A 24,470-nucleotide genomic window follows, 5' to 3' on the forward strand; every position below is an offset into this window, starting at 1 on the left:
GGTTCCTCCGCCATCCCCCACCCGCCCGCCCCTGGGGCTCCGCCCCTATCCCCCCGGGCTTGGGGTTCGGTCCTGTCCCCCTGGGCTTCGGCCCTGTTGCCCTGCTCCGGGAGCACGTGCCTGTTGGGTGGGCGCGTCGGTCTCCAGGGCGGCGTTCGGTGTGGGGTCATCTTGAGCCCTACGCAGAGCAACAGGGGCGCCGCTCGGATCACAGCATCGCGGTGCCTCGGATGGGGTTGGAAAATGTCGAAAACTCTTGACTACTCCGAAATCTGCTGCGATGCTGCGATCAAAGAGACATGTGCATGTATGGCGGCTGCCTTGCTCCGGTCGGGCGTCTGCGTGCAGTTACCGGCCATGACCGAGCACCTGGAGAGAACATGCGGATCGCCAGCAGCCATGGACGGCTCGTCGTCAGCCGCGGCGGGGGATGGATCGATGTCGAGAAGGCCAGTGGCGGACGGTTCGCTCACGATCCGCAGGCCGTCTACGACTGCTGGGACGAGTTCCTCGCATGGGCTGCCGACGGCCTGGACTCTTCCGAGACCGTCGACCTCGACGGCACGAGTTTCGACTCGCCGGTGCCTCGGCCGCGCCAGATCATGGCGATCGGGCTGAACTACCGTGAGCACGCGCGTGAGTCGCAGATGGCCGAGCCGGAGTACCCCGTCGTTTTCACGAAGTTTCCCAGCTCGTTGACCGGCCACGGGTCCACGGTGACCCTTCCGAGCGACGGTATCGACTGGGAGGTCGAGCTCGTCGTGGTCATCGGGAAGGGCGGGCACCGGATTCTGCCTGAGAAGGCGTGGGACCATGTCGCCGGCCTCACGGTCGGACAGGACTTGTCGTGGCGGGAGGTGCAGGGGCGAGGCCCGGCTCCACAGTTCGCGATCGCCAAGTCCTATCCCGGGTTCAGTCCGGTCGGGCCGATGGTGGTGACCCCCGACGAACTGGCAGAGAAGGACGACCTTGCGATCTCGTGCAGCCTGAACGGTGAGGTCCTGCAGGACGGCAGGACGAGCGACCTCATCTTCCCGGTGCCGGAACTGATCGCCTATCTGTCCGAGGCGCTGACGCTTTGCCCCGGTGACCTGATTTTCACCGGCACGCCGTCCGGTGTCGGGAACGGCAGGAACCCGAAGCGCTTCCTGGTGCCCGGTGACCTCGTCAGCACGGTCGAGGGCGTCGGGGACCTGACCGTGCATCTGGTGAATTGACGGGAATCCAGAGACAGAGGAGTGGGACGGCATGGCGTTGCATCGCCTGACTTCGTTCACCCTGCAAGTTCCGAACCCGCAGGACGTCATCTCCTACTACGAGGAGTTCGGCCTCACCGATAACGGTGACGGCTCCTTGTCGACCATGGACGGCGGGCGGCAGTTGTACGTCGAGCAGGTCGCTCCGGGGGCGTTTCGGCGCATTTCCAGCTTCACCGTGGGCTGCGATGATGAGGACGACCTGGGCCGCATCGCCGCGAACCTGCGGCGCCTCCAGGTCGAGTGCTCGATCGACGGGGGGAGGCTGGTGACCGTGGACCCCGGCACCGGCACCGAGGTCGTCGTGGCTCCCGAGGAGCGGGTCCGCCAGGAGCCGTTCAAGCCGGCCGATGCCAACTACCCCGGCAACCTGCAGCGGCTCGATGCCCGAGCCGCCGGGGCCGTTCTCGAAGAGCGGGTCCGCCCCCGCAAGCTCGGTCACATCGTGCTGGGTACCCCGGACGCCGCGGACTCGACGAAGTTCCTCTCCGAAGGCATCGGGTTCAAGGTGAGCGATCGAGTGGGCTTCGGTGCCTTCATGCGCTGCAGCCAGGACCACCACAACGTGCTCGTCATGAATGCTCCGATGGTCTATCCGCACCACACGTCATGGCAGGTGGAAGACGTGGACGCGGTCGGTCGCGGAGCCATGGACATGCTGGAGGACGACCCCGGGCGTCACGTGTGGGGACTCGGCCGCCACTACGCCGGCTCGAACTTCTTCTGGTACCTCAAAGACCCGGCCGGCAACTTCAGCGAGTACTACTCCGACATGGACTGCATCATCGACGACTCGCTGTGGGACCCGGAGTCGGTGGAAGGGGCCCGGGGCCTGTTCCGCTGGGGGCCACCGCCGCCGCCGTCCATGATCAACCCCGAGGACGTGGCCGCCCACATGGTCGGCGCCCACTCCTCGTGATCGAGCAGGAGCAGACGAACGACAGCGATGTCCTGGCCTGAGACCGGCCAGGCGGACCGGCACGACTGGCCGATGCTGGCCTTGGCATGGCTCCTGTACTTCTCGTTCGCTTTCACCCTCGCGTCGCTCTTCCCGCTGATCGGGCGGGTGCAAGCGGAGCTCGGCCTTTCGTATGCGCAGGTCGGTGTCATCCTGGCCGGCTGGCAGCTCCTCTACCTCGCCGCCGCCGTCCCCGTCGGCCATCTGGTCGACCGCTTCCAGCCGAAGTGGGTCCTGTTCGGCGGGACCTTGATCGTGGCCGCCTCTCAGCTCGCGCGAAGCTTCGCCGGGGACTTCGCCGCCATGCTGGCGGCGGTCGCCGTCCTCGGCCTGGGAGGCCCCGTCATGTCGGTCGGTCTCCCGAAGATCATCGCCGAGCTCTTCTCGGGCCGGCATCGCGCGACGGCATCGGGGGTCTACATCACGGGCGCGCACCTGGGCCAGATGTCCGCCCTCGCCGCCACCAGCGTCATCGTGGACCACCTGGCCGGTGGCTCCTGGCGGCTCACCCTGCGCTACTTCGCGGCCGGCGTGCTCGGCGTGGCCATTGTGTGGCTCCTGTTCGCCAAGCGGGTCGACCGCAACGCGCAGGAACGCGCCGCCGGGGGAGCGCTGTCGGGGATAAAGCACGTGGCGCGTGTCCCGGGGGTATGGCTGATCATCGCCGTCGGGTTCTCCGGATTCCTGGCCGGCCACGGCTTTCGCAGCTGGCTGCCCGAACTTCTGTCGGCCAAGGGCTATTCACCGACCCAGGCGGGGCTGCTCGCGGCCGTCCCCGCCCTCTGCGGCATGTTCGGCAGCATCGTCATTCTTCGCCACGGGTCCGGTCGTCACAGGCGCGTGACCGCGATGCTGCTTCTCATCGTCGTGGGCGGTGTCATGCTGCTCACCGCAATCACCACAGGTCCCCCTGTGTACTTCGCCATCGCGGTCGAGGGCTTCTGTGCGGCGGCCCTGATGCCGCTGATGATGAACACGCTGATGGAAATGCCGCAGATCGGATCCAAATACATGGGTGCCGCCGCCGGTCTGTACTTCACCATCGGGGAGATGGGGGGCTTCGCCGGTCCGTCCATCATCGGGCTAATGGTCGGACTTACCGGCTCCTTCACCAACGGTGTGCTGGTTCTCTCCTTGACGATGTGGACGATGCTCCTGGCCGCCGCCCGGCTCCCGTCCCCTCGGCAACTGCCTTGACTAACACAACGCATGGCGCAAGGTTTCGAAAATTTGACCTAGAGACCGAAGATTGCTTGAATAATGCTATGCGCAGATCAGCGGGAACGACTATCGCGGATGCCACGTATGCGCGCGTCAAGAAGGACATCCTCAACGGACACCTGGAGCCGGGTGCCAAGATGGGCTTCGCCTTCCTCGGCGCCCGCTATGACGTGAGCATCGGCGTCCTGCGCGAGGTGCTGCCCCGCCTCGTGGAGCAGGGGCTCGCCACCGCGGAGCCCCAGCTCGGGTATCGCGTGGTGTCGCTGTCAGAGTCGGATCTTGTCGCCCTCACCGCCGCGCGGGAGGAGATCGAGGCGCTCGTCGTCGCGCAGGCCACGCGCGTCGGGGGCCTGAGCTGGGAAGCGGCGATCGTGGCCGCACACCACGAACTTGCTCGTACACCTCAGTTCACGTCCGACGATGATCTCCGTGAGGAGTGGCTCCAAGCCCACGAGAAGTTCCACAACGTGCTCCTCGACGGCTGCGGCAACAGGCACCTCGTCGATGTGGCGGTGCGGCTGCGGACGATCTCCGAGGTCTATCGCTGCTGGTCGAGAGATGCGACCGTCCGTACCCGCCGCGATGTCGCCGGGGAGCACCGGGCGATCGCCGACGCTGCGATCGCCCGCGACGCCGATCTGTGCGCGGAACTGATCCGGAGCCATATCAAACTGACGACCGAACTGCTTCTGGAGCATTCGGCCACCTCCCGGGCCGACGATGACTCTGCGGTCGACGTGCGGAGCGCTTGACCGATCGCTCGCGCTGGGCCCCTGTTCCATCACTGGAGTCCGTGCTCACTCGCACTCGTCGTCCGTGCGGCATGTTCCGCGACGTAGGCCAGCAGTGCCGAGGTCGACCGCTCTATGTGCGCGGCGAGGGCATCGCATGCCCCCTCGGCGTCCCGTGCGATCGCCTTCTCCGTGATGTCCTGGTGCTCCGTCTCCACGTCGCGGGTAGCGCCGCCCAACCGCTGCGACCACTGCAGGTACAGGCTGGCGCGATGCCGCAGGGTGACGGCGACCGCGACCAGATGGCCGCTGCAGCAGCCGGCGAAGAGTGCCGTGTGGAAGGCGTGGTGGGCCGCGGCCCACTCGGGCTGAATCCTGCCGTTCTCTTCCTTCCATGGCGTACGCGTCAGCGTGTGGTGCGCGGCAAGGAGCTTGGCCTCCCACGCGACGTCCCCGACGCGCACCGACTCACCGAGAGCCGCGGTCTCGACCAGCACCCGGGCACGAGTGAGGTCGCGCAGGTCCTCGACCGAGAGGTCCATCACCCGGAACCCGCGCTGGGGCGACACCGTGACGAGGCCGTCACCCGCCAGCTTGGTCATCGCCTCGCGTAGCACGGACAGGCTGGCGTCGAAGCGCTCTGCCAGGGCGGCGAGCTTGAGTCTGCTGCCCGGCTCCAGTTCGCCGGCCATGAGCGCGTCGCGCACGGCGACGTACACGGCGTCCACTCGCGTCATCGTCACATCGGCACCTTACCGAACAACCTTCAAGATGACGATGATTGAACAGAATTTCGTAAAAGTCTTGCGTTGATGGTGATTCTCCCACATAGTCATGTGACGGTGACCACGCCGACCGAGGAGGGAACGCATGCGCGACGTGGAGACGGCGGGCGGCGGCCGGTTCTCGGCCGATGTCGTCATCGCAGGTGGCGGCCCGGTCGGGCTGGCCCTCGCCGTGGAACTCGGCACGCGGGGAGTCTCCTGCCTCATCGTCGAGCCGCGTGCGGCCGTGAGCCGGCGGGCACCGAGAGCCAAGACCGTCAGCATCCGGACGATGGAGCATCTGCGGCGATGGGGCATCGCGGAGCGGGTGCGGGATGCCGCGGTACTTCCCCGGGACTGGCCGGCCGAGGCCGTGTACTGCACCTCGATGACCGGTCACGAGCTGCGGCGCTTCGCCAACATCTTCGGGATGCGCCGTGTCGCGGAAGCGGCGGAGGCGAGCCTGCAGATCCCGCAGCCCTTGGTGGAGGAGGTGCTGCGCGACGTGGTCGCCGGGCTTCCCAGCGTCCGGCTCATGACGGGGTACCGGGTCGCCGGCGTCCGCCAGGACCACGAGTCCGTCAGCGCCTCGATCACGTCGCAGGAGGCGGATCCGGGCGGTGCCGGGCACGTCGAGGGCCGGTATCTGGTCGCGTGCGACGGCGGCGCGAGCGTCGTGCGCCGCGGCCTCGCCATCGGTACGACCGGCGAGGTCTTCTCCCGCTCCTACTTCGGCGTCGTCTTCCGGTCCCGGGCACTCATGGCGCGCGCGGCGGCGACGCACGGCCGCGCGACCCACTACTGGGTCGTCAGCCCCGAGGGGAACGGCATGGTGGGCCCGATGGACGGCGAGGAGGTGTTCTTCGCCAACCTCCAGGGCGTCACGGCCGCCGCGTCCAACGAGGAGATCGTCGCGGGCCTTCACCGCGTTGCCGGTGAGCCGGTGGACATCGAGATCATGTCAACGGACCCGTGGCGGCCGCGGGTGTCGGTGGCCGAGTCGTTCCGGGCCGGTCGCGTCTTCCTCGCCGGTGACGCCGCGCACGCGAACCCCCCGTGGGGCGGGCACGGGTTCAACACCGGTGTGGGCGACGCGGTGAACCTGGGGTGGAAGCTCGCCGCGGTCCTTCAGGGGTGGTCGGCCGGCTCCGTCCTCGACAGCTACGACCGCGAGCGGCGGACCGCCGCGATGCAGACCGTCGCGGACGCGGCGGCGAACATGCGGGCCCTGGACGACGCGCTCGTGTCACCGGACATCCTCGGCCAGGACGACTCGGCCCGTGCCGCCCGTTCGGCACTCCGTGCCGAGATCGCCGAGGTCAAGGAATCGGAGTTCTACAGCCGCGGGCTCGTCCTCGGTTACCACTACGCCGACTCGCCGCTGGTCATCGGCGACGGGACACGCCCCCCGGCGCCCCATCCGGTCCACTACACGCCCACCACCGTGCCCGGGGTGAGGCTGCCCCACGCCTGGCTGGACGACGATCGCGTGGCGATCTACGACCGGCTTGGCCCGCGTTACAGCCTCGTCGCGGTCGGCGACGTTCCGGACCCATCGCGCAGCGCCGCGGCCGGCCGCGGCGTGGGCATCGGCGAGCTGCCGATCGTCCGCGCGGCCATGGGGAGGGCTCCGGGCTACGACCGCCCGCAGATCCTCCTTGTGCGCCCTGACCAGCACATCGCATGGCGTGGCGAACGCGAAGCCGGAGACTTCACCGCGATCCTCCACCGAGTCACCGGTGGCCACAACTCAGCGTTGACCAGTGCCTAGCCGAAAGGACCACCTCATGACCGCTCGCGCACGAGGGATGCTGTCAGGACTTGTCGGAGTGATCATGGTCGCCGCCCTGGCCGGTTGCGGCGGCGATGCCGGTGCCGAAGACGGCCCGACCAAGATGACGGTCGGCCTGATTCCGGTCGCCGACTACGCACCGGTCACCTACGCGCTTGAAAAGGGCTACTTCAAGGCCGAGGGCCTCGACATCGAGATCCAGTCGCTTCAGGGAGGGGCGGCCGCGGTGCCCGGCCTGCTCAGCGGAGACCTGCAGGTGTCGGTCACCAACTGGGTGTCGTTCGTGCAGGCCGTGACGAAGAACACCCCGATTCGCGCCTTCGCCCCCGGCGCGGTCGCCACGCCCGGGTATTCGGGGATCTACGTGGCGAAGGGTTCGGACATCACCGACCCCGCCGGTCTGCAGGGCAAGGTCGTCGCAGTGACCGAACTCAAGACCATCACGGAGCTCACCACCCGTGAGGCGCTCAAGGAGGCGGGGGTCGACCCGGGCGGCGTCCAGTTCACCACCGTGCCGCTCAACAGCATCGTGCCCGCCGTGAACGAGGGCCAGGTCGCCGGGGGCTGGCTGGTCGAACCGTTCATCAGCCAGGGGAAGGCCGCGGGGCAGCGGCAGCTCCTCGACGTGTACGCCGGTCGATTCCGGGATGTCTCCATTGGCGGCTACATCACGTCGGCGAAATTCGCCGCGGAGAACCAGGACGCGCTCAAGGGCTTCGCAGCCGCGCTGGGGAAGGCGGTGAACGAGATGAACGACAACAAGTCGCTCGTCGAAGACACCCTCATCGGCATGAAGGCCATGAAGCCGGAGCAGAAGGGCTCACTGCTGATGCCCACGTTCGGAAACGGGCTCTCTCCCAAGGACGTGAAGGTCTGGGCGGACGTCATGATCGACCATGAATTCATCGACGCCGAGGTGAACCTCGGTGAGGCGATCATCGATGTCGGCTGACCGCGCGGTCCAGGGGCATGCCGCTCCGGTGGCGCCCGGTGGGCTTCGCGGACGCGGCTCGTCCCATGCTCCGCGTCGCAGACGATGGGGCGCCGCGCTCCCGCCGCTGGCGTCGGTACTCGGCACGCTGGTCCTTCTCGAGGTCCTCATCCAGACCCGGCTGCTGTCCGATTCGGTGCTCCCGCCACCCAGCGACATCGGCGGGGAAATGGCGGCATCCCTGGCGGACGGGATCGCTCCGCGGTTGATGCTGTCCACCCTGCAGGGCTGGGCCGTCGGTCTGGGGGCGGCCGTCGTCGCCGGCGCGGCCCTCGGACTCCTCCTCGGATCCCTTCCGACCGTCGAGCGGCTAATGAGCGGCGTGCTGGAGTTCGTCCGCCCGATCCCTTCGATCGCGCTCATCCCGCTGTGCATCATCGTCCTCGGCATCGGGATGGAGACGAAGTACCTGCTGGTCTTCATCGGCTCGTTGTGGCCGATCCTCATCCATACGGTCCTCGGCACCCGCAGCGTGGACCTGGTGGCACGCGACACCTGCCGGACCTACGGCGTCCCGCTCGCCGGCCGCATCCGGCACCTCATGCTGCCCAGTGTGGCCCCCCAGTTCCTGACCGGGTTGCGGATCTCCTCCGCCATCGCTCTCATCGTGGCGATCACGGTGGAGCTGATCGTCGGAGCCCCCGGTCTGGGCAAGCAGGTCAATGTCGCACAGCAAGCAGGCGATACCGCCCAGATGTGGGCGTACATCAGCCTGATCGGAGTGCTCGGGATGGTGATCAACGCCGTGTTCATGCGGATGGAGCGCCGGGTCCTGCACTGGCACGACTCCCAGCGGTTGGAGGCCGCATGACCGCTGTGGTCCGGCTCCTGCTTCCGGTGGTCGGCCTGGCCGCCGCCGTGACGGCGTGGTGGTTCCTCTCGGCCGGCTCGACCTCGTTCTACTTCCCGCCGCTGGCCGATATCGCGGAGGCGTTCGCCGACAACTGGCTCTTCGAGCGCGTCGGGAGCGACCTCGCCCCGAGCCTCGGCCGGTTCGGGCTCGGCCTGCTGGGCGCCGTGGTCCTGGGGGTGGTCGCCGGCGTGCTGCTCGGACGGGCCCCGCGCCTGCAGAACGCTTTCCAGCCCCAACTTGAGTTCCTCCGCTCCACACCGCCCGTGCTACTTCTGCCGCCGAGCCTGCTGCTGTTCGGGACGGGGTCGGGCATGAAGGTCTTCGTGATCGCCTTGGGCTCGGTGTGGCCGATCCTCCTGGCGACCATCACCGGCGTCCGCGCGAGCGACAGCATCGCCCTTGACATGGGCAGGGTGTTCGGCCTCGGCCGGACCGCGCTCCTGCGCCACGTCGTCCTGCCCAACGCGCTGCCCTCGGTGGTCGCCGGGATACGTTCGGCGCTGCCGATCGCAATGGTCCTCATGGTGGTCACCGAGCTCGTCGCGAGCACCGACGGCGTCGGCTACTTCATCTTGCAGGCCCAGCAGTCCTACGACATCACCGACATGTGGTCCGGTGTGCTGCTACTCGGCTTTGTCGGCATGGCCCTGAGCCTTGCCCTCGCCTGGATCGAGCGGCGAGTGCAGGCAGTGGTCGTCCCGACGTCACAGGGAGGTCAGAAGAAGTGAACCGGCTGATCCAGAAGAACCAGGCCGCCACCGGACCGGGCGAGCCACCGCCGGTGCTGGAGGTCAGCGGACTGGTGAAGTCATTCGGCGGGGCGGCTGGCGAGGCACCCGTGATCGACGGACTCGATCTCCGGGTGCCCCGCGGCGCGTTCGTCTGTGTCGTCGGTCCGTCGGGCTGCGGGAAGACCACCCTGCTGCGCTCGATCGCCGGTCTGGCGCCGCATGACGCGGGAGAGGTCAGGGTGTGCGGGAAGGCCGTGCACGGCCCGTCGCGGGAACTGGCCGTCGTGTTCCAGGAGTACGCGCGCTCGCTGCTCCCCTGGTCCACGGTGGAAGCCAACGTCCGGCTGCCGTTGAAGTACCTTCCGCTGTCCCGCGCCGAGGTCGCGACACGGGTCAAAGATGCCTTGCAGGCGGTGGGGCTCTGGGAGTCGCGGGGAAAGCATCCCTGGCAGCTCTCGGGCGGAATGCAACAGCGCGTCGCGATCGCACGCGCCCTCGCCTACCGGTCCGAGGTGCTGCTGATGGACGAGCCGTTCGCCAGCGTCGACGCGCAGACCAGGACCGACCTCGAGGATCTGATCCTGAAGCTGTGGGAGCAGCAGGACATGACGGTCGTGCTCGTCACCCACGACATCGATGAGGCCGTCTATCTCGCCGACACCGTCGTCGTGCTCTCGACCTCGCCGGCCCGCGTCATCGAGCAGCGGACCGTCTCCATCGCCCGGCCCCGCGACCAGATCGCGACCAAGACCGACCCCGAGTTCGCCGAGCACCGCGCCCGGATCTTCGAGCTTCTGAAATGACGTCCCGGGAAGGAAGAGGAGAACACGATGCAAGCGGCGAAGAAGAGCATCATCACCTGTGCGCTGACGGGTGGGGTGCACACACCGTCCATGTCGCCCGGCCTCCCCGTCACCGCGGCCGAGATGGTCGAGCAGGGGAGGGCCGCCGCGGACGCGGGTGCGGCGATCCTGCACCTGCACGCTCGTGACTCCCGCGACGGGCGCCCTGTCTTCGACCCGGAGGCCTATCGCCCGTTCGTGACCGCCCTCGCCCATGAGACCGACGCCGTCATCAACATCACCACCGGCGGGGGGCTCGGCATGACGGTCGAGCAGCGCCTGGCGGCCGCGATGGAGTTCGAACCGGAGCTGGCGTCACTGAACATGGGATCCCTGAACTTCAACTTCTCCGCTGCGGCGGCGAAAGAGAGGCAGTGGCTCCACGAGTGGGAGCGTCCCTTCGTGCTCGCCAGTGAAGGAGCGGTCTTCGCGAACAGTTTCGACCAGATAGTGAACACGCTGGAGTTGCTCGGCCGGCAGCGCGGATGCCGATTCGAGTTCGAGTGCTACGACGTCGGTCACCTCTACAATCTGGCGCACATCGTCGACCGGGGGCTCGCGGAGCCTCCATTCCTGATCCAGGCGATTTTCGGGATCCTCGGCGGGATCGGCCCGGACGTCGAGAACCTCGCGCACATGGTCTCGATCGCCGACAAACTGTTCGGCGGCGACTACCTGCTCTCCGCCTTCGGTGCCGGGCGCCATCAGATGACCTTCGCGACGGCGTCCGCCCTGATGGGAGGAAGCGTCCGCGTGGGGTTGGAGGACAACCTGTACATCCGCCCCGGAGAGCTGGCCCGCGACAACGCCGAACAGGTGACGAAGATCCGCAGGCTCCTCGAGGAACTCGGCAAGACGGTCGCCACGCCGGAGGAGGCGCGGGTGATGCTGCACCTGAAGGGCGCGGACCAAGTCAAGATCGCCGAGCCGGTCGCTCCGCCGTTCCCCTGAGCCTCCGGGGCCTCGCCCTCTTTCCCTTTTCGTTCCCTGCCTTCCCCGGTGGGTCGTTTCCTGGTGGGGTTCGCCCTTACGGTTGAGGATCAGGGCGGGGTCTGGAGGGGACTGGTGGCCGACGGCGGGACGGTCGGGGATCGGCTGCGGCGGGCGCGGCGGCGGCGGTTCGTGGGGCGCAGCGGGGAGATCGAGCTGTTTCGCGGGGCGCTCTCCGATGGGGCGTTCGCCGTGTTGTTCCTGCATGGGCCCGGAGGGGTCGGCAAGAGTGCGCTGCTCGCGGAGATGGCGGAGGCGGCGCGGCAGAGCGGGGTCACGCCCGTGCTCGTGGACGCCCGGACGGTGACGCCCGAGCCCTCGGCCGTTCTGCGGGCCGCGGAGGCCCCCGGAAGCGGGCGGTACGCCGTGTTGATCGACACCTATGAGCTGCTCGGGCCTCTCGACGACTGGGTGCGGGAGCATTTCGTGCCCGGGTTGCCCGCCGACACGGTCGTCGTGCTCGCCGGGCGGGACGCGCCCTCGGAACGGTGGGTCGCCGACGCCGGGTGGCACGAGTTGCTGCGGGTCGTGTCGCTGCGCAATCTCAGTCCGTCGGATGCCCTTGCCTATCTGAGGGTCGAAGGGGTCCCCGGCGAGCTGCACGAGCGGGTGCTGGAGCTGGCGCACGGGCATCCGCTGACGCTGTCGCTGCTGGTGGACATGGTGCGGCGGCAGGAGGACGTGCCTGGGGCCCTGAGCGTTGCTCCTGATGTCGTGCGGGCGCTGCTTGCGCGGCTGGTCGATCAGGTGCCGAGTTCGCGGCATGGGGAGGCGCTCCAGATCTGCGCGCACGCGCGGTTCACGACCGAGGAGCTTCTGCGCGCCATGCTCGGGGACGATGCCGGGCCGCTGTTCGGGTGGCTGCGGGGTCTTTCGTTCATCGAGGAACGGGAGTTCGGGTTGTTTCCGCATGATGTCGTGCGGGACATCCTGGACGCTGACCTGCGGTGGCGTGACCCGGACGGGTATGCGGCGCTGCATCGGGGATTACGCGGGCATTTGGTCGAGCGGGCGCGGAGAACCGCCGATGACGAGCGGGTCCTGCACCAGAACGTCGCGGACATCCTGTTCCTCAGCAGGGACCATCCCATCGTCAAGGGGTACTGGCAGCTCACCGGGCTCGGGCAGTTGTCCGCCACCGGGCTGCGGACCGGGGACGCCGAGACCGTTCTCGCCATGACCCGCAAGCAGCAGGGCGAGGAACAGGCCGCGTACGCGGCGTACTGGATCGAGCGGCAGCCCGGTGCGTTCGGGGTTTTCCGGGACGAGGCGGGCGAGTCTTTCGGGTACGCGGCGTACGTGGAGCTGCGCGAGGCCGACATCGGGGACGACCCGGGTGCCCGGGCGATGTGGGAACACGTCCTGCGGCACGGGCCGCCGCGGCCCGGGGAGAACGTCATGGCCTGGCGGTTCTTCCTGGACACCGAGCCGGACGCGCGGCCCTCCCGGTCGGAGACCATGATCCGGCTCTGGCACGGGCAGGAGATCATCACCCGGGCCGGCAAAGCCTGGGACCTCGTCGCCGTCCCGTCGGAGCGCGAATACTGGGATCCGCTGCTCTCCTTCTTCGACTTCCACCACGCGCCGGAGGCGACATTCCGGATCGGCGGCCGGACCTACGACGTGTACGCCCACGACTGGCGGGTCCTCGGGGTCGACGACTGGCTCGGGCTGACGGCCGAACGTGAGCTCGGCGCCCCCGTCACTCCCCCGACGGTGAGCGCGCCCGAGCTCGTCCTGTCGCAGCCGGAGTTCGCCGGCGCCGTCCGCGCCGCCCTGCGCGACCTGCACCGCGCCGACCGGCTCGCCGGCAATCCGCTGCTGCGGTCCCGGCTCGTCCGGGAGGCCGCCGCACCCGCCGCCGAACTGCGCAGGCTCGTCGAGGAGGCCGCCAGGACGCTGCGGGACGACCCGCGCGAAGAGTCGCTGTACCGGGTCGTCGACCGGACCTTCCTGCGTCCGGCGCCCACGCAGGAACGGGCCGCCGAGATGCTCGGGCTGCCGTTCAGCACCTACCGGCGGCACCGCAACCGCGCCGTGGAGCGGATCGCCGCGTGGCTGTGGGAACGCGAACTCTACGGAACCGGCCACCAGGTGGACAGCTAGTGGCCTGGCAGGTGGACAGCGGGCCGTCGCATCGTCGCCTCATCGACCGACAACGGGAGGCACGAGATGCGAGGCAACGCAGAGCACGCGGTGGTCCTCGGCGCCGGCATGGCGGGGCTGCTCGCGGCACGCGCACTTGCCGGGGCGTACGAGCGGGTCACGGTCGTCGAGCGTGACGAGACATGGACGGGACGGGCGCGCAAAGGCGTCCCGCAGGGCAGGCACGCCCACATCCTGCTGCCGCGCGGGCAGCAGATCCTGGAGAAGTTCTTCCCCGGCGTTGAGCGGGAGCTGATCGGCGGCGGCGCCGTCGTCGCCGACCCGGGAGTCGATCACCACTTCGTGATGGGCGGCCACCGGCTCGTGCGGCGGGCCGGGGCCGAGCGGGCGATCCAGACGACCCGGCCGTTCCTGGAGGGGGTCGTGCGGGAGCGGGTCGCGGCGCTGCCCGGTGTGCGGTTCGCCTGCGGGCGCGACGTCGTCGGGCTGCTCACCGACGGGCCGGGCCGGGTCACCGGCGTGCAGGTCATGCCGAGGAACGTCGGCGCCGCCGCCGAGGAGATCCGCGCCGATCTCGTCGTCGACGCCATGGGACGCGGTGGGCGCACCCGGTACTGGCTGGAGCGGCTGGGACACGAGTCCGTGCCCAAGGAGGAGATCGACGTCGCCGTCGGCTACGCCTCCCGCCCGATGCGGCTGGCGCTGGACGCGCGGATCGGCAAGGCCGTCGTGGTGGGGCCGCGGCCCGGACGGCCGAAGGGCATGGCGATGGTCGCCGTCGAGGGCGACCGGTACCTGCTGACCGTCGCCGGCCTGGACTGCCGTCCCCCGGCGGACGAGGACGGCTTTCTCGCGTTCGCGCGGGAACTCGCGCCGCCGGAGGTGTTCGAAGCGATCCGCGCGGCCGAACCGCTGGGCGACATCGCCACGCACCGGTACTCCTCGGATCTGCGCAACCACTACGAGCGGGTCCGGAGTCTCCCCGAAGGGCTCGTCGTCACCGGGGACGCGCTGTGCAGCTTCAACCCGATCTACGCGCAGGGCATGACCGTGGCCTGCCTGGAGGCCGAGGTGCTGTGCCGCTGCCTGGACGCGGGGCCGCGCGGTCTCACCAGGCGCTACTTCCGGGCGGTGGCCAAGGCGCTGAACGACCCGTGGCGGATGGCGGTCGCCGCCGACCTGTCGATGCCGGAGGTCGAAGGGCGGCGGGGGCCGGCCGTCAAGGTCATGAACGCCTACGTGGACCGCGTCCAGGCGGCCGCCTCCCGCGACGCGGACGTCGCGGAGCAGTTCTTCCGCGTCGTCGGGCTGCTCGACCCGCCGGCGGCGCTGATGCGGCCCTCGATCCTGGTCCGTGCCCTGGCTCCCGTCGGGCGCGGCGGAGATTCGCGTGCCGGGGTCCGGGAGGAGCGCGCCGCCGTGTGAGGCCGTCCGCGCACCGCCGCCGCCCCGGTGGTGGCGGTGCGCATAGCCTTGGCGCATGCGGAATGGTGCGGCTGCGCTGCTGGACGTTTGCTGTGTGCTCGTTTTCGTCGCCATCGGACGAGCCACGCATGAGGACGCGGCCAGTTTCGCGGGTTACGTGGCGACGGTTTGGCCGTTTCTTGTTGGGCTCGGTGCCGGGTGGGTCGTCAGCCGGGCCTGGCGGCGGCCGGAGGCCCTCATGCCCGCGGGCGTCGTCGTGTGGGTGACCGCCGTGGTCGGCGGGATGGGGCTGCGGGCCCTGTCGGGGGAGGGCACCGCCGCCGCGTTCGTGGTCGTGGCCGGCGTCTTCCTCGCCTCGACACTGCTCGGGTGGCGTCTCGTCGCCCGTCTCGTACAGGCGCGGAGGCCGTCCCGGCAGGGGTGAGCGCCACCGGTTTCTTGTGGGACGTCTCCAAATGACCGCCCGGTCTCTTTGCTGATCGTCCTAGTTGACGGAAACGTGCCGTCCTGATGAAGTTACTCGCGAGTCACGTGGGTGACCGAGGGCATGTCGAAAGGGACACGATGGCATCTGCGCTGCGCGACTGGCTGGAGAAGCCGAACAGCGGACGCGGCGTTCACCTGGCGGCCGACGACGGCGGCTGGGAGTACCGCGACTACGGCGAGCTCGCCTCCGCCGCGCGACGCACCGCCGGGGCGCTGATCGAGGAGGGCGTGCGGCCGGGAGACGTCGTGTGCCTGATCCTGCCCACGGACTTCACCTGCATCGAGACCTACTACGCGGTCTGGGCCGCCGGGGCGACCGTGTGCCTGATCACCCCGCCGCTGTTCCAGGACGGGGACGACTACGTCGCGCACGTGGCGGCGATCCTGCGGCAGGCCTCGCCCGCGCTGGTCGTCGCGTCCAAAGACCTGTCCGAGTACGCGGGCCGGGCCATGGCCGAGGCGGGGATGAGCGGCAGGCCGTGGCGTCCGCGCCAGGCGCTGGACGAGGCGGCCGTGCAGCCGGCCGGGGAGCTGGCGCTGCTGCAGTTCACCTCCGGGTCCAGCGGCGCGCCGCGCGGCGTCATGGTCACCTGGGACAACCTGGAGGCCAACAGCGACCTGATCGCGCGGGCCGCCGGTTACGAGGACGGGGACGTGGTGGCCACGTGGCTGCCGCTCTACCACGACATGGGGCTCATCGGCACCTTCATCACGCCGATCGCGCGGCAGGGGATGCTGCGGCTCATGCGCCCCGACCACTTCATCCGGGACCCGGCACGGTGGATCCGGTGCTTCGCCGAGGCCGCGCACACGGCCGCGCCGCCGTTCGCGTACGCGTACTGCGCGCGGCGCGTCAAGCCGGAGCAGCTGGAGGGCCTCGACCTGTCCGGCTGGAAGATGGCGCTGATCGGCGCCGAGCCCATCGACCCGCACACCCTGGAGGTGTTCGCCCGGCTCGTCGAGCCGTTCGGGTTCTCGCGGACGATGTACAAGCCCGCCTACGGCATGGCGGAGACGACGCTGCTGGTCACCATGGACAGCGAGCAGCGCGACCCGCTCGCCGTCCGGCCCGACCCGGAGTCGCTGTCGTTCGGGGAGCCCGTCCGCATCCTGGACCAGCACACGCTGGGACCGGAGTCGCTCGGCGCGAAGGCCGGATGGGTCGTCGGGTGCGGTACCCCGGAGAGCGATGTGCCCGTCGCGATCGTCGACGACGACGGAGTCGAGCTGGGGGACGGGCTGCTCGGCGAGATCGTCGTCGGCGGGCCGTCGGCCTGCCCGGGGTACTACGCGGGCGCCGAGGCCAAGTCGACGCGGTTCATCAACGGCAAGGTCTACACCGGGGACGCCGGGTTCTTCCACCAGGGCCAGCTCTTCGTGCTCGGGCGGATGGGCGACAGCATCAAGGTCCGCGGACGGTCGGTGTACGTCGAGGACCTCGAATCGAAGATCGCCGAGGTGAGCCGGCTCGGCAAAGGCCGCATCGCGGTCGTCAGCGTGCCGGGCGCGGGACGCAAGGGCCTCGCGCTGTTCGCCGAGACGCAGGACGAGTCGTGGACCGGCGCCGTCCGCGAGATGCTGCGCCGCCGCCTCGGCGACGACGTGGAACTGACCATCGTCGTCGGCACCGGGCTGATCCACCGCACGTCCAGCGGCAAGCCGCGCCGCCGCTACATGTGGGAGCGGCTGCGGAACGACCAAATGGACGGCGCCCGCATCGTCCCCTGACCCCACGGCATGATCGTTGGTCGTGAAGGCCGGGAACTCCATCCTTCAGGAGCTGGGCGGGTAGCTGCACTGATTAACATGATCTTGCAGTACGGTGTTAAGCGTGGCCCAGGTGATCAAGCGTGCATACAAATATCGCTTCTACCCGACCACCGAGCAGGCGGATCTGCTGAACCGCACGTTCGGGTGCGTCCGCCTGGTCTGGAACAAGGCGCTGGCCGAGCGGACCCGCCGGTACAAAGACGAGGGCAAGCACACCTCGTACGTGGACACCGCCAAGTGGCTCACCGCCTGGAAGCAGGACCCCGAAATGGAGTTCCTGCGCGAGGTGTCCAACGTCCCGCTCCAGCAGTGCCTGCGCGCGCAGCAGAACGCCTTCACCAACTTCTTCTCCAAACGGGCCAGATATCCCCGCTTTAAGTCCAAGCGCAAGTCGCGGAAGTCGGCAACATTCCAGAACAACGCCTTCACCCTCCGCGATGGCGCGCTGAAACTGGCCAAGACGGCCGATCCGCTGAACATCGTGTGGCACCGGCGGCTACCGGTGGGCGTGGAACCGTCGACGGTCACGGTGTCCCAGGACAACGCAGGCCGCTGGTTCGTCTCCCTGCTGGTCGAGGAAACGATCGTTCCGTTGCCGGACACGGGGGTCGCGCTGGGCATCGATGCGGGCCTGGCCCATCTGGTGACGCTGTCGACCGGGGAGAAGGTCGCCAACCCCCGGCACGAACGGGCCGACCGGCGCAAGCTGGCCAAGGCGCAGAAGGACTTGTCCCGCAAGGTGAAGGGTTCGGCGAACCGGGACAAGGCCCGGGCGCGGGTGGCGCGGATCCACGCGCGGATCGCCGACCGGCGCCGCGATCACCTGCACAAGCTGTCCACGAGGCTGGTACGCGAAAACCAAGCGCTGGCCATCGAGGACCTGACCGTGCGCAACATGCTCGGCAACCACTGCCTGGCGCGGTCGATCAGCGACGCGTCGTGGTCGCAGTTGCGGAGCATGCTGGAGTACAAGTCCGGCTGGTACGGGCGGGATCTGATGCTGGTCGACCGGTGGTTTCCGTCCTCGAAGCTGTGCTCTGCGCCCGGGTGCGGCCATATATCCGACAAGATGCCGCTGAACGTACGGTCGTGGAGGTGCCCGCAGTGCGGCACTCTGCACGACCGGGACGTGAATGCGGCGAAGAACATTCTGGCCGCCGGGCTGGCGGACAGGTAAAACGCCTGCGGAGGGCTGGTAAGACCGGCCCCGGAGAACTCCGGGGAGGCACGGCCCGGTGAAACAGGAACCTCAATCCTGCGAGGGATCGAAACCCCTCCCTTCGGGGAGTGGAGAAGCCACTGCTAAAGCCGGTGATAACGTCGGCGGTGACGCCGTGAAAGGTCGACGATGCCGGCTGTTGCCAAAACGCTTCTGCGCCTGGGTTCCCGCCTGGGCTCCACCGCCCAGAACGCCCTTGAGGTCGCCCGGTTCGGCGGGTTCGACACCGACGAGGACGCCTCGCCCTGCGAGGTGGTGACCGAGCAGCGGGTGTACCGGCTGCGGCACTACTTCCCGGAGTCGGCGAGCGGGCCGGTGGTGCTGCTCGTCCCGCCGCTGATGATCACCGCGGAGGTGTACGACATCTCCTCGCGGGTCAGCGCGGTCGGCGTGCTGCACGACCTCGGCGTCGATCCGTGGGTGGTGGACTTCGGCGCCCCCGAGCGCGAGCCCGGCGGGCTGGAGCGGACGGTCAGCGACCACGTCCTGGCCGTCAGCGACGCCGTAGACCGGATCCGGAGGGCGACCGGGCGGGACGTGCACCTCGCCGGGTACTCGCAGGGCGGCATGTTCGTCTACCAGGCCGCCGCGTACCGGCGCAGCGAGGGCATCGAGTCGGTGGTGACGTTCGGCAGCCCGGCCGACACCAGCGTCGGCCTGCCGTTCGGGCTGCCGAGCTGGCTCGCGTCCGAGGGCGTGGAGCGGATCCCCGACGCGCTGCTCGGCGGGTTCGCGGTACCCGGGTGGGTGACGCGGCTGGGGTTCCAGGTGCTCAGCCCGGTCAAGTCGGTGCGGTCGCGGGTCGACTTCATCCTCCAGCTGCACGACCGGGAGCGGCTCGCGCCGCGCGAGCGGCAGCGGCGGTTCCTGGAGCGGGAGGGCTGGGTGTCGTGGCCCGGCCCGGCGCTGGCGGAGTTCATCCGCCAGTTCATCCAGCACAACCGGATGCTGACCGGCGGGTTCGTCATCGGCGACCGGCTCGTCACGCTCGCCGACATCACCTGCCCCGTGCTGACGTTCGTCGGCGAGGTCGACGAGATCGCGGCGCCGCCGATGGTCCGCGGGATCCGGCGGGCCGCGCCGCGCGCCCAGGTGTACGAGGCGTCCCTGCGCGCCGGGCATTTCGGGCTCGTCGTCGGCGGCCTCGCGATCGGGCGGACGTGGCCGGCGGTGGCCGGGTGGGCGAAGTGGCGCGCGGGCGAGGGAGAACTGCCGGACATCGTCGCGCCGGTCGCCGGGGACGAGGAGGCCGTTCCCGCCGGGCTGCCCGGCGGGTCCGCCGGGTACGGGCTCCAGCTCGCGATGGGCGTCGGCACGAGCGCCGCACGCTCCGCCTTCCGCACCGCGTCCCGGGCGGTGCACGGCACCCGGCAGCTCACCGGCGAGGCCGCGCAGAACCTGCCGCGGCTGGCCCGGCTGGAACGCATCCAGTCCGACACGCGCATGTCCATGGGGCTGCTGCTGGACGAGCAGGCCGGACGCCGCCCCGGCGAGGTGTTCTTCCTGTATGAAGGGCGCGCCCACACCCATGACGCCGCCAAGCGGCGCGTCGACGCCGTCGTCCGCGGCCTGATCCACATCGGGGTGCGGCGGGGCGACGCCGTCGGGGTGCTGATGGGCACCCGGCCGACCGCGCTGGCGCTCGTCGCGGCGCTCAGCCGGCTCGGCGCCGTCGCGGTGCTGCTGCGCCCCGACGGCGACCCCGCCGCGGAGGCGCGGCTGAGCGGCGTGACCCGCGTGATCGCCGACCCGGAGCACGCGGCGCGGGCCGCGAAGCTGGACGGCGTCGACGGCTACCTGCTCGGCGGCGCCGGACGCGGCGAACGCGGGCCATTGGCGGACCCGCCGCTGATGGACATGGAGACCATCGACCCGGCGCGGGTCGATCTGCCCGGCTGGTACCGGCCGAATCCGGGGCGGGCGGGCGACCTGGCGTTCGTCGTCTTCACCGGCGACGGGGAGCACCTGCGGGCCAGCCGCGTCACCAACCGGCGCTGGGCCCTGTCGGCGTTCGGGACGGCGTCGTCGGCCTCCCTGTCCTCGTCCGACACCGTGTACAGCATCACCCCGCTCCAGCACCCGTCCGCGCTGCTGATGAGCCTCGGCGGCGCCGTCGCGGGCGGCGCCCGGCTCGCCCTCGCCAGCGCCTACGACCCCGAGACGTTCTGGGACGAGGCGCGCCGCTACGGCGTGACCGTCGCGTCCTACACGTGGATGCTGCTGCGCGACCTCGTCAACGCGCCGCCGAACCCGGCCGAGCGGCACCACGCCGTCCGGCTGTTCATCGGCTCCGGCATGCCGCGCGGCCTGTGGCGCCGGGTGGAGGACCGGTTCGCCCCGGCCCGCGTGCTGGAGTTCTACGCCTCCACCGAGGGCGAGTCGGTCCTGGTCAACCTGAGCGGCAAGAAGCCCGGGTCGCTGGGACGGACGCTGCCGGGCAGCGCCGGGGTGCGGCTCGCCCGGTACGACCTGGAGAGCGGGCGCCTGGAGCAGGGGCCGGACGGGTTCGCGGTCGAATGCGAACCCGGCGAGATCGGCATGCTGCTCGCCCGGGTGCGGCTGGCGGCGATCGGCGCCGCGGCCCGTCCGGTGCGCGGGGTCTTCGCCCCCGAAGACGCCTGGACGATCACCGGGGACCTGTTCCGCAGGGACGCGGACGGCGACTTCTGGCTGGTCGGGCGGGAGGCCGAGCTGATCCGCACGGCGGAGGGCATCGTCCCGCCGGGCCCGATCCGCGACGCGCTCGGCGACCTGCCCTACATCGACGCCGTCGCGGTCTACGGCGTCCCGGTGGGGGAGGCCGAGGTCGTGGCGGCGGCGGTGAGCCTGCGCGACGCGGGGGAGTTGAAGCCCCTGGACCTGTCGGAGGCGCTGCTGCGGGTGGAGCCTGGGCTGCGGCCCGCGATCGTCCGGGTCGTGGACGAGGTGCCCGTCACGGCGGGGCGGCGGCTGCGGACGGGTCCGCTGCGGGACGAGGGCGTCCCGCGCGCCGGGGACGGCCGTACGTACTACCGGGACAAGGCGGGCGCGTACCGGCCGCTGACGGACGCGGCGCGGCGGCGGCTCCTCGCGGCCGCGGCGGCCCGCGAGGCGCGCTGACGGCGGAGGCATAGGTCACGGCGGATAAGCCTGGACTTACACGTGTCCGCTACGTTAGAACAAAGCAACAGTTTTAGGCTTTTTGTTGCGCATGTTCCGGAGGGGTCATGACGAGCGTCCTCGCGCCGCCGCCGCAGGGCAGCGGCCTGAAGCCGGTCCCCGGCGTGCCCGGCATCCCGTACATCGGCAGCACCCTCGCGGTGATGCGCGACCCGATCGGGATGGCCCGCAAACGGTACGACGAGTACGGCCCCGTCGCCTGGGGATGGCTGCTCGGGCAGCGGACCGTCACCGTCCAGGGCCCCGAGGCGGCGCAGGCCGTCCTGGTCAACCGGGACAAGGCGTTCGCGAACGGGCCGGCGTGGAGCTACTTCATCGGGCCGTTCTTCAAGCGCGGCATCATGCTCCTGGACTTCGAGGAGCACCTGCACCACCGCCGCATCATGCAGGAGGCGTTCACCCGCACCCGGCTCCAGGCCTACATGGACGCGATGGCGCCCGGCATCGTCAAGGGCGTCGAGTCGTGGGAGCCCGGCGAGGGCTTCAAGGTGTACGACCACATCAAGCAGCTCACCCTCGACCTCGCCGTGGACGTCTTCATGGGCGTCGAACTGGACGACGCCGAGCGCGCGCGGGTCAACGGCGCGTTCATCGACGCCGTCCGGGCGGGGACGGCCTACGTCCGCTTCCCCGTCCCCGGCCTCCGCTGGCACCGCGGCCTGCAGGCCCGCAAGGTGCTGGAGGAGTTCTTCTACCGGCACCTGCCCGCCAAGCGCCGCGACGGGGGCGACGACCTGTTCGCCGCGCTCTGCCAGGCCGAGACCGACGACGGCGAGCGGTTCACCGACGAGGACGTCGTCAACCACATGATCTTCGCGTTGATGGCGGCGCACGACACCACCACCATCACGCTGACGACGATGGCCTACCACCTGGCCAAGTACCCCGAATGGCAGGAACGGCTGCGCGAGGAGTCGCTGGACCTCGGCAAACCGCAGCCCGGCTACGACGACCTCGACCACTTCGCCGGCATCGACATGGTGATGAAGGAGTCGCTGCGGATGGTCGCGCCCGTCCCGGCGCTGCCGCGCAGGGTCGTCAAGGACACCTCCATCCTCGGGTTCCACATCCCGGCCGGCTCCCTCGTCGTCGTGCCGATGCTCAGCAACCACCACATGGCCGAATGGTGGCCCGACCCCGACCGGTTCGACCCGGAGCGGTTCTCCGCCGAGCGCCGCGAGGACAAGGTCCACAAGTACGCGTGGTCGCCGTTCGGCGGCGGCGCGCACAAGTGCATCGGCATGTACTTCGCGGGGATGCAGGTCAAGACGATCCTGCACCAGGTGCTGCAGAGGTACCGCTGGAGCGTCCCCGCCCGGTACGAATGGCCCCTGGACACCACGTCCCTGCCGTCGCCGAAGGACGGCCTCCCCGTCCGGCTGAACCGTCTGGAGCAGAGCCCATGAGCCTGAAGGAGAGCCGATGAGCAAGGTCGTCGCCATCACCGGGGCGGCGCGGGGGATCGGTCTGGCGACCGCCCGCGCTTTGAAGGACAAGGGCGCCACGGTCGTCATCGGCGACATCGACGAGACCGCGGTCAAGGAGGCCGCGGAGTCGCTCGGCGTCACCGGCCTGCCCGTGGACGTGACGTCCCGCGAGTCGTTCACCGCGTTCCTCGACGGGGCCGAGGAGGCCGCCGGGCGGCTCGACGTGCTGATCAACAATGCCGGGATCATGCCGATCGGCCCGGTCACCGGCGAGAGCGACGCCGACGCCCGCCGCTGCCTCGACGTCAACGTGCACGGCGTCATGCTCGGCACCAAGCTCGCCCTCGACCGGATGCTGCCGCGCGGCGCCGGCCACATCATCAACGTCGCGTCGGTGGCCGGGATCATGTACACCCCCGGCCTCGCCCTCTACAACGCCAGCAAGGCCGCCGTCGTCGCGTTCACGGAGGCGGCCCGGCTGGAGGTCCGGGACCGGGGTGTGCACGTCGGCGCCGTCCTGCCGACCTTCACCAACACCGAGCTCGTCGCCGGGACGCGCAGCCCGAAGGGCCAGAAGAACTGCGAGCCCGAGGACATCGCCGCGGCCGTCGTCGGGCTGATCGGGAGGCCGCGGCCGCAGGCCGTCGTCCCGAAGAGGCTCGGCAGGCAGGTCAGGCTGAGCGGGCTGTTCCCCGACCGGGTCAGGCAGGCCGTCTCGCGCCGTCTCGGGCTCGACAAGATCTTCCTGGAGTACGACCCGGACGCGCGGAAGGCCTACGACGCCCGCATCCGCACCGACTCCTGAAGCCCCAACTCAACGGGTGGCGCGGCGGGCCTTGCGGCGGGCGCGGCGGGCCTGTGGGACGTAGCGGACGACCTCGGGCAGCAGCGGCCACACGCGGTTCCCGGCGCGGACGGCCGCCGCGAAACGCCGGTAGCGGCGCTCGTCCGCGTCGCTCCACGGCAGGCCGAGCAGTTCGCGCATCCGCGGGTGCAGCCCGCCGACCGTGATGAAGCGGGCGACCGCGTTCAGCGGCGGCGACACCGCGCGCCACACCGGCGCCGGGACCTTCGGCGGCGCGGGCAGGCCCTTGGTGACGTAGCCGACGCCGTACCGGGCGGTCTTGTGCGCGACGATCTCCTCGTCGAGCATCCGCTTCCAGTACGCCTGGAACGCCTCCCAGTCCTCCGGCATCGCCCGGTCGCTGACCCCGTACATCCGGAACCAGACCTTGGACTCGTCGTAGATGCGGCGCTTGTCCGCCTCGCCGAGGGGCCTGATGAACGTCTCGATGCCGTACAGCATGTGGTCGAGGAAGGTGGCGTGCGCCCAGTAGTAGGTCTCGGGATCGAGCGCGTGGTAGCGGGTGCCGTCCGGCATCGTCCCCTTGATGTCGCGGTGGTAGTCGCGGACCCGGCGGCCCGTCTCGGCGGACCGCTCCGCGCCGTACACGGTGTTCAGGATCGGCCCGGCGGACCGCTTCACCCGCGCGAACGTCTCGGAGAAGAACACCGAGTGGTCGAGGACGCCCTGGCCGAGCGCGGGGAGCATGTTCTGCAGCACGGCGGCCCGGGGACCGACGAGGACCATCCGGGTGTCGCCGAAGTAGCGCCAGGTCAGCGATCCGGGCCCGAGCGGGGCCGGGGGCTGCGTCTCGGCCTGGTCCGTCATGTGCACCGCCGGAGATCTGAGACAGAAGTACAGAACGACGATTATTGTAACTGTGTCGCACCCGATGGCATGAGTCG

Annotated in this window: 20 protein-coding genes; 18 read left to right on the plus strand and 2 right to left on the minus strand. The window is 70.0% G+C overall.

Annotated elements, in window-relative coordinates:
• Positions 1 to 380: 380 nt before the first annotated feature.
• The 4 genes from AB0C35_RS13605 (at position 381) to AB0C35_RS13620 (ending at position 4,187) form a co-directional block, all read left to right on the plus strand.
• Positions 381 to 1,217 carry a fumarylacetoacetate hydrolase family protein gene (locus tag AB0C35_RS13605; RefSeq protein WP_358454468.1) on the plus strand — a complete coding sequence of 279 codons (837 nt, stop codon included), beginning with the start codon at positions 381 to 383 and terminating at the stop codon, positions 1,215 to 1,217.
• A 31-nt stretch (positions 1,218 to 1,248) separates the two neighbouring features.
• Entirely contained in the window at positions 1,249 to 2,175 is a 927-nt protein-coding gene (locus AB0C35_RS13610) for a VOC family protein (protein ID WP_358454471.1), read from the plus strand.
• 27 nt (positions 2,176 to 2,202) lie between these two features.
• A complete protein-coding gene (locus AB0C35_RS13615) occupies positions 2,203 to 3,411 on the plus strand; it encodes an MFS transporter (protein WP_358454474.1) in 1,209 nt (402 codons plus the stop codon).
• A gap of 68 nt (positions 3,412 to 3,479) precedes the next feature.
• Positions 3,480 to 4,187, plus strand: a complete 708-nt coding sequence (locus tag AB0C35_RS13620) for an FCD domain-containing protein (protein ID WP_358454477.1) — start codon at positions 3,480 to 3,482, stop codon at positions 4,185 to 4,187.
• A gap of 29 nt (positions 4,188 to 4,216) precedes the next feature.
• On the opposite strand, the gene AB0C35_RS13625 is transcribed toward AB0C35_RS13620, so the two are convergent.
• On the minus strand, positions 4,217 to 4,903 hold the full coding sequence (locus tag AB0C35_RS13625; RefSeq protein ID WP_358455067.1) for a GntR family transcriptional regulator: 687 nt from the start codon (positions 4,901 to 4,903) through the stop codon (positions 4,217 to 4,219).
• Positions 4,904 to 5,036: 133 nt separating this feature from the next.
• Between AB0C35_RS13625 and AB0C35_RS13630 the strand changes: the two genes are divergently transcribed.
• The 14 genes from AB0C35_RS13630 (at position 5,037) to AB0C35_RS13695 (ending at position 23,526) form a co-directional block, all read left to right on the plus strand.
• Positions 5,037 to 6,701: an FAD-dependent monooxygenase gene (locus AB0C35_RS13630; protein ID WP_358454480.1), complete on the plus strand. Its 1,665-nt coding sequence runs from the start codon at positions 5,037 to 5,039 to the stop codon at positions 6,699 to 6,701.
• A gap of 16 nt (positions 6,702 to 6,717) precedes the next feature.
• Positions 6,718 to 7,674: an ABC transporter substrate-binding protein gene (locus tag AB0C35_RS13635; protein ID WP_358454482.1), complete on the plus strand. Its 957-nt coding sequence runs from the start codon at positions 6,718 to 6,720 to the stop codon at positions 7,672 to 7,674.
• On the plus strand, positions 7,664 to 8,524 hold the full coding sequence (locus AB0C35_RS13640; RefSeq protein WP_358454485.1) for an ABC transporter permease: 861 nt from the start codon (positions 7,664 to 7,666) through the stop codon (positions 8,522 to 8,524). The genes AB0C35_RS13635 and AB0C35_RS13640 overlap by 11 nt, the downstream gene beginning before the upstream one ends.
• Entirely contained in the window at positions 8,521 to 9,294 is a 774-nt protein-coding gene (locus tag AB0C35_RS13645) for an ABC transporter permease subunit (protein ID WP_358454488.1), read from the plus strand. The genes AB0C35_RS13640 and AB0C35_RS13645 overlap by 4 nt, the downstream gene beginning before the upstream one ends.
• Positions 9,291 to 10,100, plus strand: a complete 810-nt coding sequence (locus AB0C35_RS13650; RefSeq protein WP_358454491.1) for an ABC transporter ATP-binding protein — start codon at positions 9,291 to 9,293, stop codon at positions 10,098 to 10,100. The genes AB0C35_RS13645 and AB0C35_RS13650 overlap by 4 nt, the downstream gene beginning before the upstream one ends.
• A gap of 27 nt (positions 10,101 to 10,127) precedes the next feature.
• On the plus strand, positions 10,128 to 11,090 hold the full coding sequence (locus AB0C35_RS13655; protein WP_358454494.1) for a 3-keto-5-aminohexanoate cleavage protein: 963 nt from the start codon (positions 10,128 to 10,130) through the stop codon (positions 11,088 to 11,090).
• 114 nt (positions 11,091 to 11,204) lie between these two features.
• Positions 11,205 to 13,235, plus strand: coding sequence for an AAA family ATPase (locus AB0C35_RS13660; protein WP_358454497.1), 2,031 nt, complete (start codon positions 11,205 to 11,207; stop codon positions 13,233 to 13,235).
• Between the two features lie 66 nt (positions 13,236 to 13,301).
• A complete protein-coding gene (locus AB0C35_RS13665) occupies positions 13,302 to 14,660 on the plus strand; it encodes an FAD-dependent monooxygenase (RefSeq protein ID WP_358454500.1) in 1,359 nt (452 codons plus the stop codon).
• 55 nt (positions 14,661 to 14,715) lie between these two features.
• Entirely contained in the window at positions 14,716 to 15,084 is a 369-nt protein-coding gene (locus AB0C35_RS13670; protein ID WP_358454503.1) for a DUF3054 domain-containing protein, read from the plus strand.
• Between the two features lie 140 nt (positions 15,085 to 15,224).
• Positions 15,225 to 16,874: an AMP-binding protein gene (locus AB0C35_RS13675; RefSeq protein WP_358454506.1), complete on the plus strand. Its 1,650-nt coding sequence runs from the start codon at positions 15,225 to 15,227 to the stop codon at positions 16,872 to 16,874.
• A gap of 103 nt (positions 16,875 to 16,977) precedes the next feature.
• On the plus strand, positions 16,978 to 18,093 hold the full coding sequence (locus tag AB0C35_RS13680) for an RNA-guided endonuclease TnpB family protein (protein ID WP_358454509.1): 1,116 nt from the start codon (positions 16,978 to 16,980) through the stop codon (positions 18,091 to 18,093).
• 171 nt (positions 18,094 to 18,264) lie between these two features.
• Positions 18,265 to 21,234, plus strand: a complete 2,970-nt coding sequence (locus tag AB0C35_RS13685) for an AMP-binding protein (RefSeq protein WP_358454512.1) — start codon at positions 18,265 to 18,267, stop codon at positions 21,232 to 21,234.
• Between the two features lie 107 nt (positions 21,235 to 21,341).
• Positions 21,342 to 22,700: a cytochrome P450 gene (locus AB0C35_RS13690; protein ID WP_358454515.1), complete on the plus strand. Its 1,359-nt coding sequence runs from the start codon at positions 21,342 to 21,344 to the stop codon at positions 22,698 to 22,700.
• A 16-nt stretch (positions 22,701 to 22,716) separates the two neighbouring features.
• Positions 22,717 to 23,526: an SDR family oxidoreductase gene (locus tag AB0C35_RS13695; RefSeq protein ID WP_358454518.1), complete on the plus strand. Its 810-nt coding sequence runs from the start codon at positions 22,717 to 22,719 to the stop codon at positions 23,524 to 23,526.
• Between the two features lie 9 nt (positions 23,527 to 23,535).
• Here AB0C35_RS13695 and AB0C35_RS13700 read toward each other — a convergent pair whose 3' ends face one another.
• Positions 23,536 to 24,393: an oxygenase MpaB family protein gene (locus AB0C35_RS13700; protein ID WP_358454521.1), complete on the minus strand. Its 858-nt coding sequence runs from the start codon at positions 24,391 to 24,393 to the stop codon at positions 23,536 to 23,538.
• Positions 24,394 to 24,470 lie beyond the last annotated feature (77 nt).

Origin of the sequence: Spirillospora sp. NPDC048819 (genome assembly GCF_040650055.1) — a bacterium.
GTDB lineage: Bacteria > Actinomycetota > Actinomycetes > Streptosporangiales > Streptosporangiaceae > Spirillospora.

Excerpts from the sequence above, each read along its gene's own strand:
- AB0C35_RS13605 (WP_358454468.1), top strand. The coding sequence starts at position 381 with ATGCGGATCGCCAGCAGCCATGGACGGCTCGTCGTCAGCCGCGGCGGG.
- AB0C35_RS13610 (WP_358454471.1), top strand. The coding sequence starts at position 1,249 with ATGGCGTTGCATCGCCTGACTTCGTTCACCCTGCAAGTTCCGAACCCG.
- AB0C35_RS13615 (WP_358454474.1), top strand. The coding sequence starts at position 2,203 with ATGTCCTGGCCTGAGACCGGCCAGGCGGACCGGCACGACTGGCCGATG.
- AB0C35_RS13620 (WP_358454477.1), top strand. The coding sequence starts at position 3,480 with ATGCGCAGATCAGCGGGAACGACTATCGCGGATGCCACGTATGCGCGC.
- AB0C35_RS13625 (WP_358455067.1), bottom strand. The coding sequence starts at position 4,903 with ATGACGCGAGTGGACGCCGTGTACGTCGCCGTGCGCGACGCGCTCATG.
- AB0C35_RS13630 (WP_358454480.1), top strand. The coding sequence starts at position 5,037 with ATGCGCGACGTGGAGACGGCGGGCGGCGGCCGGTTCTCGGCCGATGTC.
- AB0C35_RS13635 (WP_358454482.1), top strand. The coding sequence starts at position 6,718 with ATGACCGCTCGCGCACGAGGGATGCTGTCAGGACTTGTCGGAGTGATC.
- AB0C35_RS13640 (WP_358454485.1), top strand. The coding sequence starts at position 7,664 with ATGTCGGCTGACCGCGCGGTCCAGGGGCATGCCGCTCCGGTGGCGCCC.
- AB0C35_RS13645 (WP_358454488.1), top strand. The coding sequence starts at position 8,521 with ATGACCGCTGTGGTCCGGCTCCTGCTTCCGGTGGTCGGCCTGGCCGCC.
- AB0C35_RS13655 (WP_358454494.1), top strand. The coding sequence starts at position 10,128 with ATGCAAGCGGCGAAGAAGAGCATCATCACCTGTGCGCTGACGGGTGGG.
- AB0C35_RS13665 (WP_358454500.1), top strand. The coding sequence starts at position 13,302 with ATGCGAGGCAACGCAGAGCACGCGGTGGTCCTCGGCGCCGGCATGGCG.
- AB0C35_RS13670 (WP_358454503.1), top strand. The coding sequence starts at position 14,716 with ATGCGGAATGGTGCGGCTGCGCTGCTGGACGTTTGCTGTGTGCTCGTT.
- AB0C35_RS13675 (WP_358454506.1), top strand. The coding sequence starts at position 15,225 with ATGGCATCTGCGCTGCGCGACTGGCTGGAGAAGCCGAACAGCGGACGC.
- AB0C35_RS13685 (WP_358454512.1), top strand. The coding sequence starts at position 18,265 with ATGCCGGCTGTTGCCAAAACGCTTCTGCGCCTGGGTTCCCGCCTGGGC.
- AB0C35_RS13690 (WP_358454515.1), top strand. The coding sequence starts at position 21,342 with ATGACGAGCGTCCTCGCGCCGCCGCCGCAGGGCAGCGGCCTGAAGCCG.
- AB0C35_RS13695 (WP_358454518.1), top strand. The coding sequence starts at position 22,717 with ATGAGCAAGGTCGTCGCCATCACCGGGGCGGCGCGGGGGATCGGTCTG.
- AB0C35_RS13700 (WP_358454521.1), bottom strand. The coding sequence starts at position 24,393 with ATGACGGACCAGGCCGAGACGCAGCCCCCGGCCCCGCTCGGGCCCGGA.